At 66.1% G+C, this 16463-nt stretch carries 15 protein-coding genes and 1 pseudogene; 11 read left to right on the forward strand and 5 right to left on the reverse strand.

All coding sequences use genetic code 11. The annotated features are described in order from the left end of the window. Both BRAO375_RS13150 and BRAO375_RS13155 read right to left on the reverse strand, forming a co-directional pair. A partial coding sequence (locus BRAO375_RS13150; RefSeq protein ID WP_035640196.1) for a thiolase family protein occupies positions 1-185 on the reverse strand: 185 nt, incomplete at its 3' end. 145 nt (positions 186-330) lie between these two features. Next, complete coding sequence (locus BRAO375_RS13155) at positions 331-1101, reverse strand: enoyl-CoA hydratase (protein WP_009027962.1); 771 nt, start codon at positions 1099-1101, stop codon at positions 331-333. 151 nt (positions 1102-1252) lie between these two features. Here BRAO375_RS13155 and BRAO375_RS13160 point away from each other — a divergent pair, with 151 nt between their 5' ends. From BRAO375_RS13160 to BRAO375_RS13205, 10 genes and pseudogenes are all read left to right on the forward strand, one after another. Further along, positions 1253-1906: a TetR/AcrR family transcriptional regulator gene (locus BRAO375_RS13160; protein ID WP_009027963.1), complete on the forward strand. Its 654-nt coding sequence runs from the start codon at positions 1253-1255 to the stop codon at positions 1904-1906. Between the two features lie 168 nt (positions 1907-2074). Then, positions 2075-3571 carry a CoA-acylating methylmalonate-semialdehyde dehydrogenase gene (locus tag BRAO375_RS13165; RefSeq protein WP_009027964.1) on the forward strand — a complete coding sequence of 499 codons (1497 nt, stop codon included), beginning with the start codon at positions 2075-2077 and terminating at the stop codon, positions 3569-3571. 169 nt (positions 3572-3740) lie between these two features. Further along, positions 3741-4886 carry an isobutyryl-CoA dehydrogenase gene (locus BRAO375_RS13170; RefSeq protein WP_009027965.1) on the forward strand — a complete coding sequence of 382 codons (1146 nt, stop codon included), beginning with the start codon at positions 3741-3743 and terminating at the stop codon, positions 4884-4886. Then, complete coding sequence (locus tag BRAO375_RS13175) at positions 4883-5959, forward strand: enoyl-CoA hydratase/isomerase family protein (RefSeq protein ID WP_009027966.1); 1077 nt, start codon at positions 4883-4885, stop codon at positions 5957-5959. Before BRAO375_RS13170 ends, BRAO375_RS13175 begins: the two co-directional genes overlap by 4 nt. 10 nt (positions 5960-5969) lie before the next feature. Beyond that, positions 5970-6878: pseudogene (mmsB, locus tag BRAO375_RS13180) on the forward strand (3-hydroxyisobutyrate dehydrogenase); the annotation flags it as partial. Further along, complete coding sequence (locus BRAO375_RS13185) at positions 6878-8605, forward strand: AMP-binding protein (RefSeq protein WP_009027968.1); 1728 nt, start codon at positions 6878-6880, stop codon at positions 8603-8605. The pseudogene mmsB and the gene BRAO375_RS13185, both read left to right, overlap by 1 nt. Before the next feature lie 6 nt (positions 8606-8611). Further along, positions 8612-9088 (forward strand): MaoC family dehydratase, encoded by a 477-nt coding sequence (locus BRAO375_RS13190; protein WP_009027969.1) that lies wholly within the window; start codon positions 8612-8614, stop codon positions 9086-9088. A 127-nt stretch (positions 9089-9215) separates the two neighbouring features. Continuing rightward, the gene (locus BRAO375_RS13195; RefSeq protein ID WP_009027970.1) at positions 9216-10133 is read left to right on the forward strand and encodes an SDR family NAD(P)-dependent oxidoreductase; all 918 of its coding nucleotides are present in this window, start codon (positions 9216-9218) and stop codon (positions 10131-10133) included. Between the two features lie 156 nt (positions 10134-10289). After that, on the forward strand, positions 10290-11528 hold the full coding sequence (locus BRAO375_RS13200; protein ID WP_035640198.1) for a BaiN/RdsA family NAD(P)/FAD-dependent oxidoreductase: 1239 nt from the start codon (positions 10290-10292) through the stop codon (positions 11526-11528). Beyond that, a complete protein-coding gene (locus BRAO375_RS13205; protein WP_009027972.1) occupies positions 11525-11812 on the forward strand; it encodes a hypothetical protein in 288 nt (95 codons plus the stop codon). Before BRAO375_RS13200 ends, BRAO375_RS13205 begins: the two co-directional genes overlap by 4 nt. Positions 11813-11947: 135 nt before the next feature. Here BRAO375_RS13205 and BRAO375_RS13210 read toward each other — a convergent pair whose 3' ends face one another. The 3 genes from BRAO375_RS13210 to BRAO375_RS13220 all read right to left on the reverse strand — a co-directional run bounded on the left by BRAO375_RS13210 (position 11948) and on the right by BRAO375_RS13220 (position 15458). Then, positions 11948-13027: a D-TA family PLP-dependent enzyme gene (locus BRAO375_RS13210; protein ID WP_009027973.1), complete on the reverse strand. Its 1080-nt coding sequence runs from the start codon at positions 13025-13027 to the stop codon at positions 11948-11950. 119 nt (positions 13028-13146) lie between these two features. Further along, complete coding sequence (locus BRAO375_RS13215; protein WP_009027974.1) at positions 13147-14958, reverse strand: ABC-F family ATP-binding cassette domain-containing protein; 1812 nt, start codon at positions 14956-14958, stop codon at positions 13147-13149. 5 nt (positions 14959-14963) lie between these two features. Then, a complete protein-coding gene (locus BRAO375_RS13220; RefSeq protein WP_009027975.1) occupies positions 14964-15458 on the reverse strand; it encodes a YaiI/YqxD family protein in 495 nt (164 codons plus the stop codon). Between the two features lie 123 nt (positions 15459-15581). Between BRAO375_RS13220 and BRAO375_RS13225 the strand changes: the two genes are divergently transcribed. Beyond that, complete coding sequence (locus BRAO375_RS13225) at positions 15582-16382, forward strand: hypothetical protein (RefSeq protein WP_009027976.1); 801 nt, start codon at positions 15582-15584, stop codon at positions 16380-16382. Positions 16383-16463: the final 81 nt, after the last annotated feature.

Below are 16463 nucleotides of genomic sequence, written 5' to 3' on the forward strand. Positions count from 1 at the left end.
GCCTGCAGCACATTGCCCATGAACACTTCCTGGACGGCGTCAACGGATACGGTCGCACGCTCGATCGCCGCGCTGATCACATGGGCGCCGAGCCGGTGCGCGCTCAGCGGCGATAGATCGCCCATGAAGCGGCCGAGGGGCGAGCGAGCGGCGGACAGGATCACGACTGGATCGGACGAGGCCATGGTTGGCTCCCAAATGTTTGAATGATGATCATCATATAATGATGGCACGAGAAAGAAAACCCCGGGCGGCCGCGTTGAAATTGTCGTGACGACCTGGGAAGCTTGGCAGGCAGCCGCGGCGGAAAACTTGGCTGAAATTGCGCGTCTAGCGCTTTCGATCGATGAAGTGCTGCATCAGCCGCTTGGGCTCGTCGGTCAGGAACGATCGTCCGAAAGCGCCGATCGACACCTCGATCGATTGCTTCAGCGGCAGATCTTCCCATTGCCGGAGCAGGGCCTTCTGCGCCCGCAGCGCTTCGGGACCGCAGGCGAGCAGGGATTCGATGACCTTCTCGACCGCCGCATCGAGGCCTCCTTCCGCCGCGACCGAATCGACGAGCCCCCATGCGAGCGCGGTCGGTGCGTCGATCGTCTCGGCCGTCATCAAGAGCCAGCGTGTACGGCCCCAGCCGATCAGCCGCGGCAGCAGCGCGGCATGAATCACCGAGGGGATGCCCACCCGCACCTCCGGCATCCCGAATCTGGCATCATGCGAGGAAATCCGGATGTCACAGGCCGCGGCAACCTCGAGGCCACCACCCAGGCACCAGCCGGGCATTCGCGCAATGACCGGAGCAGGAAAGGTTCGGACCGCTTCGCACAGCCCGGCCAGCCGTGTGATGAACGCCTCCGCCGAGGCCTGGTCGAGCTTCGCCATCTCCTTGATATCGGCGCCGCCGATCATGCTCTTCTCGCTCTCTCCCGCCAGCACGAGGGCGCGAATGCCGTCATCGGAGGCGAGTGATCGCAGCCCTGCTTGGATGCCAAGGATGGCGGCTGAGCCGAGAATGTTCAGCGCGCCGGCGTTGCAGATCGTCAGCCGGGCCACGCCACGGGCGTCGCGACTCACGCCGCAGTGAGAATTGAGCATGTCCATGGCCGGCCTCCTGGGGGTGTTGGGCGTGAAAGTCGCGGGAATAAATCAGGCCAGCGAAGTTGATTTAGATCAACTCGAATTCATCAAATAGCTGCAGCGAGCAGGGCGCAGAGCTGCTATTGTATGACCTCAGACATTCAATGGGACGGCAATGCGCTACTCTCCGGAACACAAGGCGGAAACCCACGCACGAATCGTGCGCAAGGCGTCGGTGCGGCTGCGGGAGAAGGGCGCTCACGGGGTCGGCGTGGCCGATCTGATGAAGGAGGCCGGGCTCACCCATGGCGGCTTCTACGCGCATTTCGAATCGCGCGAGGCGCTGGTGGTCGAGGCGTTCGGCTATGCCATGGACCGCTCGATGGAGCGCTGGCGCAAGCTGTTGGACGATCTGCCGCCGCAGAAGCGGCTCGCCGCGATCGTCGACGGCTATCTCTCGCCGGAGCATCGCGATGATGCCGGGCATGGCTGTGCGGTTCCCGCGCTCGGCGCCGAGATCGCGCGCGAGAGCGCCAAGACCCGCAAGGCCTTCGCGGCGAAGCTGGAGGAGCTGATCGACCTGTTCGCCGACTACATCGTCGACGTGCCGCGCAAGACCGCGCGCAAGCGGGCCTCTGCGATGCTCGCGACGCTGATGGGCACCATCGTCATGGCGCGCATTGCCGGGAGCGGCGAATCGTCCGAGGAGATCTTGAGCTCCGGTCGCGAGGTGGCCCTGGCGGTCGCCAGCGGTGGCGGGCTGACCGGGAAGACCCCGGTGCGGGCGCTCGCGAAGAAGCCCGTGAAAAAGGCGGCCGCCAAGCGCTGAGCCTTCAAGCGCTGAGCCTTCGGATGACGGGCGCTGCGCACGGCTTGCCGCGGGCGCGAAGGGGCGGCATTTTCGCAGCGCCGGTCAGCGCTTAGACCCTTCCCAAACGCCGCAAAGACTGCAAGATGCCGGCCAAATCGGCACTGCTTACCCTGCGGAGGATACCCCATGCGTTCGATCGGTCATTTCATTGGCGGCAAGGAGGTCAAGGGCACCTCTGGACGGACGGCGGACGTCTTCGAGCCGATGACCGGTGACGTCCAGGCCAAGGTCGCGCTGGCTTCGCGCGCCGAGTTGCGGGCCGCCGTCGAGAACGCCAAGGCCGCCCAGCCCGCTTGGGCGGCGACCAACCCGCAGCGCCGCGCGCGCGTGATGATGAAGTTTCTGGAACTCGCCCAGCGCGATTATGACCAGCTCGCAGAGCTGTTGGCGCGCGAGCACGGCAAGACCGTTCCCGACGCCAAGGGCGACATCCAGCGCGGCCTCGAAGTGGTCGAGTTCGCCTGCGGCATCCCGCATCTGATGAAGGGCGAGTACACCGAGGGGGCCGGTCCCGGCATCGACATCTATTCGATGCGCCAGCCGCTCGGCGTCGTTGCCGGCATTACGCCGTTCAATTTCCCGGCGATGATTCCGATGTGGAAGTTCGCCCCGGCCATCGCCTGCGGCAACGCCTTCATCCTGAAGCCCAGCGAGCGCGATCCGGGCGTGCCGATGAAGCTCGCCGAGCTGATGATCGAGGCCGGTCTGCCGGCGGGCATCCTCAACGTCGTCAACGGCGACAAGGAGGCGGTCGACGCGATCCTGGAAGATCCGGACATCATGGCGGTGGGCTTCGTCGGCTCGTCGCCGATCGCGCAGTACATCTATGAGCGCGCCGCCGCGCACGGCAAGCGCTGCCAGTGCTTCGGCGGCGCCAAGAACCATGCGATCGTGATGCCCGACGCCGACCTCGATCAGGCGGTCGATGCGCTGATCGGCGCCGGCTACGGCTCGGCCGGCGAGCGCTGCATGGCGGTGTCGGTCGCTGTGCCCGTCGGCAAGACCACCGCCGACCGGCTGATGGAGAAGCTGATCCCGCGCGTGGAATCGCTGAAGATCGGCACGTCGATCGATCCATCCGCCGATTACGGTCCGCTGGTCACCCGCGAGGCCGTCGAGCGCGTCAAGAACTATGTCGACATCGGCGTCAAGGAAGGTGCGACGCTTGCCGTCGACGGCCGCGGCTTCAAGATGCAGGGCTACGAGAACGGCTTCTACATGGGCGGCTGCCTGTTCGACAACGTCACCAAGGACATGCGGATCTACAAGGAGGAGATCTTCGGCCCCGTGCTCTCGGTCGTACGCGCCAAGGATTACGCGGAAGCGCTGGCGCTGCCGTCGGAGCATGATTACGGCAACGGCGTTGCGATCTTCACCCGCGACGGCGACGCGGCGCGCGACTTCGCTGCCAAGGTCAATGTCGGCATGGTCGGCATCAACGTGCCGATCCCGGTGCCGATCGCCTACTACACTTTCGGCGGCTGGAAGAAGTCCGGCTTCGGCGACCTCAACCAGCACGGTCCGGATTCGATCCGCTTCTACACCAAGACCAAGACCGTCACCTCGCGCTGGCCGTCGGGCGTCAAGGAAGGCGCGGAGTTCTCGATCCCGCTGATGAAATAAGGTTGAGCGGGAGCCTCACGAGGCTCCCGTTCGTCATTGCGAGCGAAGCGAAGCAATCCAGGGCGGCGCGCGCGACTCTGGATTGCTTCGTCGCTTCGCTCCTCGCAATGACGGAGGTTGACGATACGCTGAACGCTAACAATCAAAAATCGGGAAACGCGGAGAACGAATGCAGTTCGCTCTCGATGAGGATCAGATCGCGGTGCGCGACATGGCGCGCGCGTTCGCGGCGGAGAAGATCGCGCCGCATGCGCTGCGCTGGGACGAGGAAAAGCATTTTCCTGTCGATGTGATGCGGGAGGCGGCCGCACTCGGGATGGGCGGCATCTACATCCGTGACGATGTCGGTGGCTCGGGCTTGAGCCGGCTCGATGCCGCGCTGATCTTCGAGGCGCTGGCTGCGGGCTGTCCGACGGTGTCGGCCTTCATCTCGATCCACAACATGGCGTCGTGGATGATCGACACCTTCGGCACCGAGGCGCAGCGGCAAGCCTATCTGCCGAAGCTCTGCACCATGGATCTGATCGCAAGCTATTGCCTGACCGAGCCGGGCGCCGGCTCGGACGCGGCGGCGCTGCGCACCCGTGCGGTGCGCGATGGCGACGACTACGTGCTCAACGGCCAGAAGCAGTTCATCTCCGGCGCCGGCGCCACCGACATTCTCGTCGCCATGGTCCGGACGGGATCCGATGGCCCGAGCGGCATCTCCACGCTGGTGATCGACGCGAAGACAACTGGCGTGTCGTTCGGCGCCAATGAGCGCAAGATGGGCTGGAATGCGCAGCCGACCCGTGCGGTGATCTTCGAGAACGCGCGCGTGCCGGTCGCCAACCGGCTCGGCGAGGAGGGCATCGGCTTCAAGATCGCGATGGCCGGGCTCGACGGCGGGCGCCTGAACATCGCGGCGTGCTCTCTTGGTGGTGCACAAAGCGCGCTCGACAAGACGTTGGCCTATACGAAAGAGCGCAAGGCATTCGGCAAGCGGCTCGACGAATTTCAGGCGCTGCAATTCCGCATTGCCGACATGGCAATCGAGTTGGAGGCCGCACGCACTTTCCTGTGGCGTGCGGCAGCGGCGCTCGACCGCAAGGCGCCGGATGCGACCATGCTCTGCGCGATGGCCAAGCGCTTCGGCACCGATGTCGGCTTCGAGGTCGCCAACCAGGCGCTGCAGCTGCACGGTGGATACGGCTACCTCAGCGAATATGGCATCGAGAAGATCGTGCGCGATCTGCGCGTGCACCAGATCCTGGAAGGCACCAACGAGATCATGCGCCTGATCGTGTCGCGCAAGCTGATCGAGGGCGCGCGATGAGCGAGGTGCCCGAAGGCGACCTGATCGTTCGCCGCGAAGGCTCGGCCGGCATCATCCGGCTGAACCGTCCCAAGGCGATCAACGCGATGACGCTGGAGATGTCGATGGGCATCGACGCCGCGCTCGATCGGTTCGAGGCCGATCCGGCGGTCGCAGTTGTCGTGCTGGAAGGGGCGGGCGAGCGCGGCCTGTGCGCGGGCGGCGACATCCGCGGGCTCTATGAGAGCTCCAAGGTGAATGGCGACCTCGGCAAGGTGTTCTGGCGCCAGGAATACATCATGAACGCGCGCATCGCGGCGTTCCCCAAGCCTTATGTCGCGTATATGGACGGTTTGGTGATGGGCGGGGGCGTCGGCCTGTCGGCGCATGGCCGGCACCGGATCGTCACCGAGAAAACCAAGCTCGCGATGCCCGAAGTCGGGCTCGGCTTCTTTCCCGATGTCGGCGGCACCTGGCTGCTGTCGCGCGCGCCAGGCGAGCTCGGCGCCTATTTCGGCCTGACCGGGCAGACCATGAACGGCCCCGACGCGATCCATGCCCGCTTTGCTGACGCCGTCGTTCCGACGTCGCGCTGGCCGGCGCTGCGCGAGGCCCTGACGACCGTCGCGCCGGGGACGTCGTCCGTCGAGATCGATCGGCTCATCGCAGGTTTCGCCGCAAGCGAGACCGCCGGGCCGGTCGCCGCGCAACAGGCGAAGATCGATGCGTGGTTCGCACACGACAGCATGCACGATATCTTCGCTGCGCTGGAAGCCGATGGCTCCGAGCTTGCGTCCTCGACCTTGAAGACGCTGAAGGAGAAGTCGCCGCGGGGCATGGTGGTGACGTTGAAACTGCTGCGGCTGGCGGGCGGAGCGACATCACTCGAAGAGTGCCTGGTGCGCGAATATCGCGCGGCGCTGGAAGTGTTCCGCAGCGACGATTTCCGCGAGGGCGTGCGTGCCGCCATCATCGACAAGGACCGTAATCCCCGGTGGTCGCCACCTGATGTCGATCAGGTGACGCCGGAGATGCTGGCGCCGTATCTTGCCAGGATCGGCGCCGACGAGCTGACATTTCCGCAAACGAGCTAACAATCAGGTCGAGGGGAGAGAACGAACCATGGCAACGATCGCATTCATCGGCCTCGGCAACATGGGCGGCCCGATGGCCGCCAACCTCGTCAAGGCTGGCCACAAGGTGCTCGCGTTCGATCTGGTGGAGGCGTCGCGCGCACAGGCCAAGGCCGACGGTGCCGAGATCGCCGACAGTGCCGTTGCGGCGGTGAAGGGGGCAGATGCCGTCGTCACCATGCTGCCGGCCGGCAAGCACGTGCTCGCGGTCTGGAACGAGGTCGTGCCGGCGATGTCGAAGGGGACCGTGATCATCGACTCCTCGACCATCGACGTCGAGAGCGCGCGCGCGGCGCATGCGCTGGCCGCCAAGCATGGCGTCGCTGCGGTCGATGCGCCGGTGTCCGGCGGCACAGGCGGCGCCAAGGCCGCGACGCTGACCTTCATGTGCGGCGGCGAGGAGGGGGCGTTCGCCTCGGCCAAGCCGATCCTGGAGAAGATGGGCAAGAAGATCGTGCATTGCGGCGGCGCAGGCGCAGGGCAGGCGGCCAAGATCTGCAACAACATGATCCTGGGCATCTCGATGATCGCCGTCGGCGAGGCCTTTGCTCTCGGCGAGAAGCTCGGCCTGTCGCACCAGGCGCTGTTCGACGTCGCCTCGACCTCGTCGGGGCAGTGCTGGTCACTGACCTCGTACTGCCCGGTGCCCGGTCCGGTGCCGGCCTCGCCCGCCAACAATGACTACAAGCCCGGCTTTGCGACCGCGCTGATGTTGAAGGATCTCACGCTGTCGCAGGATGCTGCGAAGGCGGCCGGCGCCGCGACGCCGCTCGGCCAGCACGCGCAGGAGATCTACAAGGCGTTCGACGCCGCCGGCCATGGTGGCGTCGATTTCTCAGGCATCATTCAGCACGTCCGCAAGCTCGCCGGGACCACCTGATGACGACATTCAAGGACGCACGCGCGTTTCTGCTGGCGCATCGCACCGACTACGATGCCGCCGTGAAGGGCTTTCGCTGGCCCGATCCGATGCCGTTCAACTGGGCGCTCGACTGGTTCGATGCCGAGCTCGCCTCCGACCCGGAGAGCCGCGAGCGTACCGCGCTGTGGATCTTCGACGCGGCACAGGACCGTCAGACAAAACTGTCCTTCGCGGCGCTGTCGCGGCGCTCCAACCAGGTCGCCAACTTCCTGCGCGCGCAAGGGCTGAAGCGCGGCGATCATCTGCTGCTGCTGCTCGGCAACGTCGTGCCGCTGTGGGAGACGATGCTGGCGGCGATGAAGCTCGGCGTGGTCGTCATTCCCGCGACGACGCTGCTGACGACAGATGAGCTGCGCGATCGTCTCGAGCGCGGCCGCGCGAAAGCCGTGGTCGCGGCACAGGATCAAGTGGCAAAATTCGCCGATCTCGGCGCGGATGATCTCGTCCGCATCGTCGTCGGGACGACGACATCAGCGGGTTGGCTGCCGTTCGACCAGGCGGCCGAAGCCGCCGAGACGTTCACGCCTGACGGACCGACGCAGCCGGACGATCCGATGCTGCTGTATTTCACGTCGGGAACGACGGCGAAGCCGAAGCTGGTGCGGCACAGTCATCGCAGTTATCCGGTCGGTCATCTCTCGACCATGTACTGGCTCGGCCTGCAGCCGGGCGACGTGCATCTCAACATCTCCTCGCCGGGCTGGGCCAAGCACGCCTGGAGCTGCTTCTTCTCGCCGTGGAATGCCGGCGCCACCGTGTTCGTCGTCAACCAGCCGCGCTTCGACGCCAAGGGACTGCTCGCGATCATCAGGCGCTGCGGCGTGACCACACTGTGCGCGCCGCCGACGGTGTGGCGGTTGTTCATCCAGGAGCATCTCGCCGACTTCAAGGTGTCCTTGCGCGAAGCTTGCGGCGCCGGCGAGCCGCTCAATCCCGAGGTGATCGACCAGGTCCGCGCCGCCTGGGGACTGACCATCCGCGACGGCTACGGCCAGACCGAGACCGCCGCGATCGTCGGCAACTCGCCGGGGCAAAAATTGAAGATCGGCTCGATGGGCCGGCCGCTGCCGGGCTATCGCGTCGAGGTCGCCGACATCGATGGCAACCTCGCCAAGGAGGGTGAGATCACGCTGGCGCTGTCGGGCGAGCGCCCGGCCGGTCTGATGCAGGGCTATCAAGGCGATGATGGCAAGCTGTCTGGCGCCGACGGCACGCGCTATCGCACCGGCGATGTCGTGTTCCGGGACGAGGAGGGCTATCTCACCTTCGTCGGCCGGTCCGACGACGTGTTCAAATCCTCCGACTACCGCATCTCGCCGTTCGAACTGGAAAGCGTGCTGCTCGAGCATGAGGCGGTCGCCGAGGCTGCGGTCGTGCCGAGTCCGGATCCGATCCGGCTCGCCATTCCCAAAGCCTATGTGCTGTTGACCGCGGGTGCCGAGCGCTCGCGGGCGACTGCGCTGTCGATCTTCGAACACCTGCAGGCGCGGCTCGCGCCGTTCAAGCGCATCCGCAGGCTTGAGCTCGTGACCGAGCTGCCGAAGACGATTTCGGGCAAAATCCGCCGTGTGCAGCTGCGCCGGCTGGAGCACGAGGACAACCGCACGGATCATCTGCGCGGCACGGAGTTCAAGGAAGAGGACTTCCCGGAGCTGAGGACGCGGCCGTCCGGGCACGAGGTGTAGGAACGCATGAACAAGATCTGGAAGAAGCCGCCGATTTCGCTTGCAGCCTATCAGGCCATGGTCGGCCAGGAGATCGGCGTGTCGTCATGGCACGTGCTCGATCAGAAACGCATCGACACCTATGCCGACGTGATCGAGGATCACCAGTTCATCCATGTCGATCCGGAAGCGGCCAAGGCGACGCCGTTCGGCACGACGATCGCGCACGGCTTTCTCACGATGTCGTTGCTGTCGGTGATGTCCTACGAGGTCATGCCGGCGATCGAGGGCACGGCGATGGGCGTCAATTACGGCTTCGACAAGCTGCGCTTCATCTCGCCGGTGAAGTCGGGAAAGCGGGTGCGCGGCCGCTTCGTTCTGTCTGAAGCCACGCTGCGCAAGCCGAAGGAGCTGCAGTCGCGCACCAATGTCACGGTCGAGATCGAGGGCGAGGACAAGCCCGCGTTGGTCGCCGACTGGATTGGGCTCATCTATTTTAGCTAATTCTCGTCGTCATAACCCATCCTCGTCATCGCCGGGCTTGACCCGGCGATCCATCCACTTCTGAAGAAGGGATGGATGCCCGGGTCAAGCCCGGGCATGACGAGCGGAAACCGCAGGGCAGAACATCATGGCAATCAGATTCGACGGACGTGTCGCCATCGTCACCGGCGCAGGCAATGGGCTCGGGCGCGCGCACGCGCTGGGGCTGGCGAGCCGCGGCGCCAAGGTCGTGGTCAATGATTTCGGCGGCGCGCGCGACGGCACCGGCGGCTCGATGACCGCGGCCGAGACCGTGGTCGAGGAGATCCGCAAGGCCGGCGGCACCGCGATGGCCGACGGCGCCGACGTCTCGAATTTCGAGCAGGTCACCGCGATGGTCGAGCGCGCGACCAAGGAGTGGGGCAGCGTCGACATCATGTGCGCCAATGCCGGCATCCTGCGCGACAAGTCGTTCGGCAAGATGGAGGTCGCCGATTTCGCCAAGGTGCTGGACGTGCATCTCGTCGGCAGCTTCTACTGCTGCAAAGCGGTGTGGAACGGCATGCGCGAGCGCAACTACGGCCGCATCGTGCTGACGACCTCGTCATCGGGCCTGTTCGGCAATTTCGGCCAGGCCAATTACGGCGCGGCAAAAACGGGCATGGTCGGGCTGATGAACGTGCTGGCGGAGGAGGGCCGCAAGACCAACATCCGCGTCAACATCATCTCGCCGACCGCCGCCACCCGCATGACCGAGGAGCTGCTGCCGCCGCAGGCGCTGCAGCTGATGAAGCCGGAATCCATCACGCCGGCGGTAGAATATCTGCTCAGCGAGGACGCGCCGACCCGCACCATCATGGGTGCCGGCGCCGGCTCGTTCGCGGTGATCAAGATCCTGGAGAGCGAGGGCATCAACTTGGCCGAGGAGGAGTGGACGCCGGACGCGGTGGCCGCGCATTTCGCCGAGATCAGCGACATGTCGAAGGCGCGGGCGCTGCAGGGCGCGTTCGAGCAGACGCAGAAATATGTGTCGCAAGCCGCGGCACGGCTGGGGATCAAGCTTTAAGGCGCGAAGCCTGCCCACACTCCGCCGTCATGGCCGGGGCTTGACCCGGCCATCCATCACCTTTGGCACAGAACGCTTGGAGAGACGTGGATGCCCGGGTCAAGCCCGGGCATGACGACCTTTGTCTTGGCCAGCTACGCGGCTTAAATTGACGAGATGTCTTCCTTAAAGCATATTGCGGTTGTCGGGGCCGGCCCGGCCGGGCTGATGGCCGCCGAGGTGCTGGCTGCGGGCGGAGCCAGCGTCATCGTCTACGACGCGATGCCGTCGGTGGCGCGCAAGTTCCTGATGGCGGGGCGAGGCGGCCTCAATCTCACGCATAGCGAAGAGCTGACCGCCTTCCTCCCGCGCTATCGCGACGCCGCGCCGTGGCTTGCGCCGGCCATTCAAGCATTTTCGCCGCAACAACTACGCGACTGGTGCGAGGCTTTGGGCCAGCCGACCTTCGTCGGCTCCTCGGGCCGGGTGTTTCCGGTCGCGATGAAAGCCTCGCCATTGCTCCGCGCCTGGCTGCGCCGGCTCGATGCCCAGGGCGTGCGCGTCGAGCTTCGGCATCGGTGGACCGACTGGGACGATCAGGGACGTCTCATCTTCGACACGCCAAACGGCCCGCGCGCCATCGCAGCCGATGCGACGGTGCTCGCCCTCGGCGGCGCGAGCTGGCCGCGCCTCGGCTCCGACGGCGGCTGGGTATCGATCCTTGCTGCCAACGGCATCGCGATCGCGCCGCTGCGGCCTGCCAATTGCGGCTTCACCGTCGGCTGGTCGGACCTCTTCCGCGACCGCTTCGAGGGCCAGCCGCTGAAAGGCATTGCGCTGTCGTTCGGCGAGCGCAGCGTACGCGGCGAGGCCGTCGTCACGCGGGACGGCATTGAAGGCGGCGCAGTCTACGCGTTGTCGGCCGAATTGCGCGAGGCCATCGCGCTACATGGCGAGGCGATCCTGCATGTCACGCTGCGGCCTGACCTCGAGAGGCCCGATCTGATCAGGCGGTTGTCGGCACCGCGCGGCAAACAGTCGTTCTCGAACGTGTTGCGCAAGGCGCTGCAACTCTCTCCGGTTGCGATCGGGCTCTTGCAGGAGGTCGCAAAGACGAAAGGGCTGTCGTTGTCTTCGCTGCCGCCCGGACATCTCGCGGCGCTCGTCAACGACTTGCCCATCAAGCTGACGGGCACGGCGGGGCTCGCCCGCGCCATCTCCAGCGCCGGCGGCATCGCGCGCGACGAGCTCGACGCCGACTACATGCTCAAGCGTCGGCCCGGCGTGTTCGCCGCGGGAGAGATGCTGGACTGGGAAGCGCCCACCGGTGGCTATCTGCTGCAGGCCTCGTTCGCGACCGGCGTCGCCGCGGGGAAGGGGGCGTTGAAGTGGCTGAGGGAGACCGGGCCGTCATGACCGGGCTGCTTCCTGAGCCCTGGTTTGTGCTCACCGAAGATCATGTGCGGACGACACTGGAGGCCGAGCTCGCGCGTGAAATTGCTCCCGGCCATGTACTGGCACATTTGCCCGGCAGCATCATCGCCAAGCGTGACGATTGCGATGATATCCTTGTCACATTGCGTGATGGCCGCGTAGCCGTGGTGCACCTCACGTGGTCTGGTGGTCATGAAGCCGACCCGCGGCGGTCGACAACCGTGATCTACAACTCGCTCGACGATTGGCGTCTTTCTCTCGACTGATCGTGATTTCGGAAGCAGCCAACTTCAGATACCGCCGTCATTGCGAGCGGAGCGAAGCAATCCAGGGCTGCACCCGCGGCTCTGGATTGCTTCGTCGCTTCGCTCCTCGCAATGACGGGCTGAGAGAGTTGCGTCCTAACGCAGCTTGCCGCGCGCCGCGACCTGCAGTGTGCCCACGATCTCGTCGCCGCGCACCATCACGACCTCGTCCATCATGTTGACGACGACGCAGACGTGGTTGGGGACGATGCGGACGACGTCGCCGACATTCGGGCGGGTGTTGCTGCGGGAGAGGTCGAGGAAGCCGTGCTCCTCGGCGAAACGGGCGATCTTGGCTTCCGGATGCTCCAGGATCAGGCCGTGGCCGTCGAGGCCGCCAGTGTCGGTGGTCAAGGTCTTGGAGCCGGCATCGAGGATGCCGCGCTCGGGCGCGGCGCGGCTGACGACGGTGGAGTAGATGTGCAGCGCGCAGTCGTCCCAGGTCGCGACGCCGGCGGCGACCTGCATGCGGTCGTTGTAGATGTAGGTGCCGGGGCGGTGCTCGGTGGCGCCCTTGAGCTTGCCGAGATTCTTCAGGTTCGGCGAGCCGCCGGTCGAGACGATGCTGGCCTCCAGCCCCTCGGCGCGAACGCCGGCGAGCGCCTCGTCGTAGAAGCGCTGCGCGTCGTCCCAGCCGGTCTCGGTCGGATACATCATGAAGCCGGCGAAGCGCAGGCCTTCGCTGGCCTTGATCTGGCGCGCGAGCTGGATCGCCTCAGCCGGCGTCTCGACGCCGGCGCGCTTGCGCCCCGTATCGCATTCGACCACGACCGAGAGTGTCCGTCCGGACTGCTTCGCCGCTTGCGGCAGGCCGGCAATCACGGTCGCGTTGTCGGCCGCCACGGTCATGTCGGCCTTGGCCTGCAGCGCGGCGAGCCGCGCCATCTTCTCCTCGCCGATCAGGTTGTAGCTGATCAGGATGTTGTTGATGCCGGCGTCGGCCATGATCTCGGCCTCGCCGATTTTCTGGCAGGTGATGCCTTGCGCGCCGGCCTCGATCTGCAGCTTGGCCAACACCGGGCTCTTGTGCGTCTTGATGTGCGGCCGGTTGGCGACGCCGGCGGCGTCGCATTGCGCCTGGATGCGCGCGATGTTGCGCTCCACCTTGTCCATGTCGATGACGGCGCAGGGCGTGCCGTAGTCCCGGGCGATCCTGGCGGCGAGCGGGGTGGTCATGTCGTTAGCTCCATGTTGCGGTCATTGCGAGGAGCGAAGCGACGAAGCAATCCAGAGTCCCGACTGCAGCCCTGGATTGCTTCGCTTCGCTCGCAATGACGGAGATCATTTGATGAACCTTACCCGCCCTCGATCTCCTCGCGCAGGACTTCGAGCTCCAGCCAGCGGTCTTCGGCGGCGGTGAGTTCGGCTTGCGCGGTGGCGATGGCGAGGGAGGCGGCGTCGAATTTCTTGCGGTCTTTCGAGTACAGCGCGGGATCTGCGAGCACGGCCTGCTGCTTGGCAATTTCGGCCTGCAACTTGGCGATCGTCTTCGGCAAGGTCTCCAACGCGTGCTTCTCGTTGAAGGAGAGCTTGCGCTTTGGCGCGCTCGTGGGCGCGGCGGCGGCCGGCTTCGTCTCTTTCTTCTCCTCAGCCGCTTTCGCATGCTCGCGCTTCAGATCCGCGCCGCGCTGCACCAGCATGTCGCTATAGCCGCCGGCATATTCCTGCCATTTGCCGTTGCCCTCGGGCACGATCACCGAGGTGACGACGCGATCGAGGAAGTCGCGGTCGTGGCTGATCAGGATGACGGTGCCCTCGTAGTCGCCGAGCATGTCCTCCAATACGTCCAGCGTCTCCAGATCGAGATCGTTGGTTGGCTCGTCCAGCACCAAGAGGTTCGACGGTTTTGCCAGCGCGCGTGCCAGCATCAAACGACCGCGCTCGCCGCCGGAGAGCACCTCGAGCGGCGTGCGCATCTGCTCGCGCGAGAACAGAAAGTCCTCCATGTAGCCGACGACGTGCTTCGGCTTGCCCGCCACCATGACGTGGTCGCCGCGGCCACCGGTCAGCGCTTCGGCCAGCGTCGTGCGCGGATCCAGGCTTTCGCGGTGCTGGTCGAGCGTCGCCATCTCCAGATTGACGCCGAGCCGGACGCTGCCGCTGTCCGGCTCGCTGCCGCCGGTGAGCAGATTGACCAGCGTGGTCTTGCCGGCGCCGTTGGGGCCGACGATGCCGATGCGGTCGCCGCGCTGGATGCGGATGGAGAAATTGTCGATGATCTTACGGTCACCGTAAGATTTCGACGCGCCCTTGGCCTCGATCACCAGCTTGCCGGACTTGTCGGCCTCGGCAGCGGCGAGATTCGCGCTGCCGGTGCTGCCGCGATAGTCGCGGCGCTGCTGGCGCAGCGCGTGCAGGTTGGCGAGCCGCTTGACGTTGCGCTTGCGCCGGCCTGACACGCCGTAGCGCAGCCAGTGCTCCTCGTTGACGATCTTGCGGTCGAGCTTGTGCTGCTCGCGTTCTTCCTCGGCCAGCACCTCGTCGCGCCACGCCTCGAACGCCGCGAAGCCGCGGTCGATCTGCTTGATCTGGCCGCGGTCGAGCCAGGCAGTCGCGCGCGACAGGTTGGTGAGGAAGCGGCGGTCGTGGCTGATCAGCACCAGCGCGCAGCGGCGGCCGTCGAGCTCGTTCTCCAGCCACTCGATGGTGGTGAGGTCGAGATGGTTGGTCGGCTCGTCCAGCAGCAGGATGTCCGGGTTCGGCGCGAGCACGCGCGCCAGCGCGGCGCGGCGCGCCTCGCCGCCGGAGACATGCGCGGGATCTTCTTCGCCCGTCAGTCCGAGCTGCTCGACGAGATAGCGCGCCTGGTAGTGATCGTCGCCCGGCCCGAGGCCGGCCTCGACATAGGACAGCGTGGTGGCATGGCCGGAGAAATCCGGCTCCTGCGGCAAATAGCGTACGGTGGCGCCGGGCTGCACGAAGCGCGTGCCGCTGTCGCAATCGACGAGGCCGGCGGCGATCTTCAGCAGCGTCGACTTGCCCGAGCCGTTGCGGCCGATCAGGCAGACGCGCTCGCCCGGCGAGACCGAGAGCTCGACGCCTTGCAGCAGCGCGGTGCCGCCGAAGGTCAGGCGGATATCTTTCAATTGGATGAGGGGCGGCGCCATGTCGCTTAACTCTGTTGCTGGATCCGCGCGGCGCGTTGGCGCTGCACGCGGCGGATCGTGGTGTCGAGGGTGGAGAGGAAGGTCGAGCGGTCGCGCGGCGTGAACGAGCGCGGGCCGCCGGTGACCTCGCCGGACGAGCGCAGATCGGTCATCAGGTTGCGCACCGCGAGCGTCATGCCGATCGACTCCTCGGTGAACGGCTTGCCGTTCGGCGCGATCACGGCGCTGCCCGCCTTGACGCAGCGGCTCGCCAGCGGAATGTCCGCTGTGATGACGATGTCGTCGGCGGTAGTGCGTTCCGCGATCCAGTTGTCCGCGGCATCCATGCCGCTGCCAGCCGCGATGCGGGTGATCAGGGGATCGTCGGGCACGCGGATGAAGCCGCCGGCGACGACGACCACCGGAAGGCCGTGACGGATCGCAACGCGGTAGATCTCGTCCTTCACCGGACAGGCGTCGGCGTCGACATAGATGGTGATCGGGGCTGTTTCGGTCGTCATCGGGCCTTCATTCGGGGTGGCCGGTTGGTACTCCATCACGGCCGGAATTGCGAGCCAAACGCTGTGCTTGCCAGGGGCTTTCCGGCCGTTACCATCGCCGGAAAAGGTGAAAGGGAGGCAAGGATGGCAAGCGAACTGGCGCCTTACGCGGTCAAGGCGTTCAACACGGCCAAGCAGTCCGAGAACAAGATGCACGACGACAGCGTTGCCCGCCGCTTCGGCTTTGCCGGCGGCCTCGTGCCGGGCGTCGAGGTGCTGGCCTATATGCTACACCAGCCGGTCGCGCGATGGGGCCGGGCGTTCCTGGAGCGCGGTCTGATCGAGGCGCGGTTCATCAAGCCGGTCTATGATGGAGAGATCGCGGAGGTCGTGGCGCGTGAGGCGGCGGATGGCCTCGTGTTGGAGGTGACGAGCCAGGGCCAGCTCTGCGCCACCGGTTCTGCGTCGCTGCCGGCGTCAGCGCCGCATGTCGTCTTGGCCGAGTATCGCGACGTTCCGCCAGCGGCCGTGCGGCCCGCCGTCAGTGCGGAGTCCTTCGCGGCCGGCAGCTGGCTCGGCACCGCGCCACGCGCCTGGCCTGGGCAGGCAGCCACGACGTACCTCGACGAAATCCGCGAGCGTGATCCGATCTATGCGAACGAACGGCTGGGCCATCCCGGCATGCTCCAGCGGGTGATGAACCGGCTGCTGGTCGACAACGTCGTGCTCGGCCCCTGGATTCATGTCGGCAGCCGGATGCAGCTGCTGTCGGTGATCGCCGAGACCGACGAGATCACGGCGCGAGGCCGCGTGGTCGCCAACTACGAGAAGAAGGGCCACCGCTTCGTCGAGATCGACGCGCTGGTGGTGGCGAATGGCACCAAGCCGCTGGCGCACTGCCACCACGTCGCGATCTACCAGCCGCGCGCCGAGGCGGTGGCGTAGCGGCTTCAGAGAATGGGCAGACGGCTTCTCCAACCATAGCTGTCATGCCCGCGAAGGCGGGCATCCAGTACGCCGCGGCCT

The organism is Bradyrhizobium sp. ORS 375, from assembly GCF_000239775.1.
Taxonomy (GTDB): Bacteria; Pseudomonadota; Alphaproteobacteria; order Rhizobiales; family Xanthobacteraceae; genus Bradyrhizobium.

Bases quoted from the DNA above. Each gene is read 5' to 3' on its own strand.
- BRAO375_RS13155 (WP_009027962.1), bottom strand. From the start codon at position 1,101: ATGGACATGCTCAATTCTCACTGCGGCGTGAGTCGCGACGCCCGTGGC.
- BRAO375_RS13160 (WP_009027963.1), top strand. From the start codon at position 1,253: ATGCGCTACTCTCCGGAACACAAGGCGGAAACCCACGCACGAATCGTG.
- BRAO375_RS13165 (WP_009027964.1), top strand. From the start codon at position 2,075: ATGCGTTCGATCGGTCATTTCATTGGCGGCAAGGAGGTCAAGGGCACC.
- BRAO375_RS13170 (WP_009027965.1), top strand. From the start codon at position 3,741: ATGCAGTTCGCTCTCGATGAGGATCAGATCGCGGTGCGCGACATGGCG.
- BRAO375_RS13175 (WP_009027966.1), top strand. From the start codon at position 4,883: ATGAGCGAGGTGCCCGAAGGCGACCTGATCGTTCGCCGCGAAGGCTCG.
- BRAO375_RS13185 (WP_009027968.1), top strand. From the start codon at position 6,878: ATGACGACATTCAAGGACGCACGCGCGTTTCTGCTGGCGCATCGCACC.
- BRAO375_RS13190 (WP_009027969.1), top strand. From the start codon at position 8,612: ATGAACAAGATCTGGAAGAAGCCGCCGATTTCGCTTGCAGCCTATCAG.
- BRAO375_RS13195 (WP_009027970.1), top strand. From the start codon at position 9,216: ATGGCAATCAGATTCGACGGACGTGTCGCCATCGTCACCGGCGCAGGC.
- BRAO375_RS13200 (WP_035640198.1), top strand. From the start codon at position 10,290: ATGTCTTCCTTAAAGCATATTGCGGTTGTCGGGGCCGGCCCGGCCGGG.
- BRAO375_RS13205 (WP_009027972.1), top strand. From the start codon at position 11,525: ATGACCGGGCTGCTTCCTGAGCCCTGGTTTGTGCTCACCGAAGATCAT.
- BRAO375_RS13210 (WP_009027973.1), bottom strand. From the start codon at position 13,027: ATGACCACCCCGCTCGCCGCCAGGATCGCCCGGGACTACGGCACGCCC.
- BRAO375_RS13215 (WP_009027974.1), bottom strand. From the start codon at position 14,958: ATGGCGCCGCCCCTCATCCAATTGAAAGATATCCGCCTGACCTTCGGC.
- BRAO375_RS13220 (WP_009027975.1), bottom strand. From the start codon at position 15,458: ATGACGACCGAAACAGCCCCGATCACCATCTATGTCGACGCCGACGCC.
- BRAO375_RS13225 (WP_009027976.1), top strand. From the start codon at position 15,582: ATGGCAAGCGAACTGGCGCCTTACGCGGTCAAGGCGTTCAACACGGCC.